The sequence below is a fragment of the Actinobaculum suis genome (assembly GCF_900102025.1).
In the GTDB taxonomy this organism is placed as follows: Bacteria; Actinomycetota; Actinomycetes; order Actinomycetales; family Actinomycetaceae; genus Actinobaculum; species Actinobaculum suis.
The window spans coordinates 1-2,319 of record NZ_FNAU01000031.1 but is presented as its reverse complement, the minus strand read 5'-3'; the positions used below and the strand labels follow the sequence as shown (position 1 = coordinate 2,319).

2 protein-coding genes are annotated in these 2,319 nt (G+C 55.5%); one reads left to right on the top strand and one right to left on the bottom strand.

Annotation, left to right across the window (positions count from 1 at the left end):
• A partial coding sequence (locus tag BLT47_RS08755) for a type IIL restriction-modification enzyme MmeI (RefSeq protein ID WP_338070730.1) occupies positions 1–335 on the bottom strand: 335 nt, incomplete at its 3' end.
• A gap of 529 nt (positions 336–864) precedes the next feature.
• Between BLT47_RS08755 and BLT47_RS08750 the strand changes: the two genes are divergently transcribed.
• Entirely contained in the window at positions 865–2,253 is a 1,389-nt protein-coding gene (locus BLT47_RS08750; protein ID WP_074663944.1) for a choice-of-anchor M domain-containing protein, read from the top strand.
• Positions 2,254–2,319 lie beyond the last annotated feature (66 nt).

The window sequence follows — 2,319 nt, the reverse complement described above, 5'->3', positions numbered from 1 at the left end:
GCGTAGTTCATAGCCTGTTCAAAAGGCGTAACCATCTGGCCTTGGCGCATTTCTGCATGATCAAGATTGACGCCGATGGATTTCTGTTCGATGAGCGTTTTCGCATCCGGAATGATGGCATCGATATAGCCGCGCCGGGAGGTACCTTCCTCGTAGCGCACGCCCGTGACGGTTTGAACTTCCGGCATGCCCATGACCGAACGCAGCAAATTACCCCAGAACTGTTGGGTATCGCCCTTTTCATAGCCGCGCCCGCGCCACGTTTTCACGAAAGCCTGTGCGTTGTGGCGCCGCTGAGTTTCGGTAAGAGTTGAACCTGTAACCTGTGCCGTCATAGCCCCCATGTTAGCTGCAGGGTCCGACACAAAATTGTGGCGCAGGGTAACGCCTTCGCGAAATCTAACACTTATTCGGGGATTGGCCGAAGTGTAACGGTACATAAAAGAGGAATACGCAGCGTAGCCCAATTGCCATAGGAGAAGTGACCAAAATGATAGGGCGTACCCACCACGGAACCGGGCACGGAGAAGCCTGGTACCGACAAACCGGCATAAAAACATAAATGAAGCGGGACGCCTGAAGCTCGCTGGGTTTCAATCGTCCCGCTCTGTCGTATCTGGATGCGCTACGTCGTCGGAAATAAAAGTGCATTAGTACCTACTTGCACACAATCCTTTGCATCGATAACGAGAATCGTTATCATTACTGTAAGGGAAGGGTGCGTATCTGTTCGGCGTCGACACTGAAATAAACCCTCAGATTCTACTGTCACGTTAGGGCAACGCTCGACTTTCCCGAACTCCAAAGCCTTTCCGCAAAGCGGTGGGCTGAATTGAAAATAAATTACAAAATAGAAAGAGACGAATGCGTTCTACATTCACGCGTCGGACGCGGGGTGCGGTGGCGGCCGTGGCGGCTCTCGCGATTTCTGGGATTGGGGCGATATCGCCGGCAGCGGCGAGCCAATCTGGTACGCAGACCGCCAGCACAGGTGTTACTTCACCAAATGTTTGCGCGGAACCGCTCGATAATACGGTGGTCTTGGAAAAGGGCCACACCGATATCTTCTACCCGCTCAAAAAAGATGACGGCATCACTTTGCGGCTGAAGGAAGATGAATCTAAGCCAGGTTACACCGTGGTGCGGAACCCGAATTATCTAATTCTCGGGATTGCGGATAGTGCTTATACGGAACAGACGGCCAGCATGGAAGCAATTAAATCTGCTGGTTATATGCTGCCGGAAACCCAGGTGCAAAACCTGCCGTGGCCGGGCTGGGATTCCATGAAGCTTGGTGGCGACTATCCGAATATGAACAAGGTCAGTTATGTGATCGATGAGATCGAAGGACCAGGCAAGGCTTTCGTATTTAAATGGGATCTTTTCAAAGGATTGGTTCCGCGCCTGAACACTGGGGAAACTGAGATTACCGCAGGTTCTTATATCGAGCAGCCACAAGGGGAACAGAACCCCGAAAATACCTATAGCGGCGCGCACGAACACACCTACTGGCTGTTCGAAAAGCCCGGAAATTACACGATGACTGTGCACGCCGAAATGGTTACGGCCACGGGTGACGGCACGGATCCGGACGAAGGCGTCACATACCACTCGGAGCAGGTGCAATACCGGTGGGCGGTTGGCGATGAGGCGATTACCGCGGCCAAGGCCCAAGCGGAAACCGAATCCCTTGCTCGGTGTGGAGGTGCCGAAGGCGCTCTGGATGAGAGCGTCGTCGCGCAGGAAAACGCGGGATTGCGAAACGCACACCGGGTGCGTGCTGATGGCACTGTGGTGGGGGATCCCGGCCCGAACGTAGTTACTGAACCAGTTGTTGACGCCGATGCGGGTGCTTCCGATGCTGATGCGGGCGATGCCGGTGCGGCTGATGCTGATGCGGGTGCAGCCGATGCTGACGCGGGAGCCGGCGATGCTGGCGCGGGATCTGGCGACGCTGACGCCGATGCGGGTGCGGCCGATGCCGATGCCGGTGCGGCCGATGCTGACGCGGGAGCTGAGGACACGCATGGTGATCACGGCCATGAGCACGGCGATCATGACCATGCACATGGTGACCACGGTCATGAACACGGCGATCATGGCCACGACCATGACCACGGCGATCACGACCATGGACATCACCATCACCACCATCACCATGTAGGCGGCGAAGCATACAATCCGCAGGTTTGCGCGAGCGATGATTTGCTGAATACGGTGGTGTTGGACCTGACCCCCTGTTGGTGGACATAGGCTAGCCCCGGCGTTCAGCCGGAGAAAGGTAGTCTTCTACCATGTCCCGTAAAACATATTCCGCGC

Excerpts from the sequence above, each read along its gene's own strand:
- BLT47_RS08750 (WP_074663944.1), top strand. The coding sequence starts at position 865 with ATGCGTTCTACATTCACGCGTCGGACGCGGGGTGCGGTGGCGGCCGTG.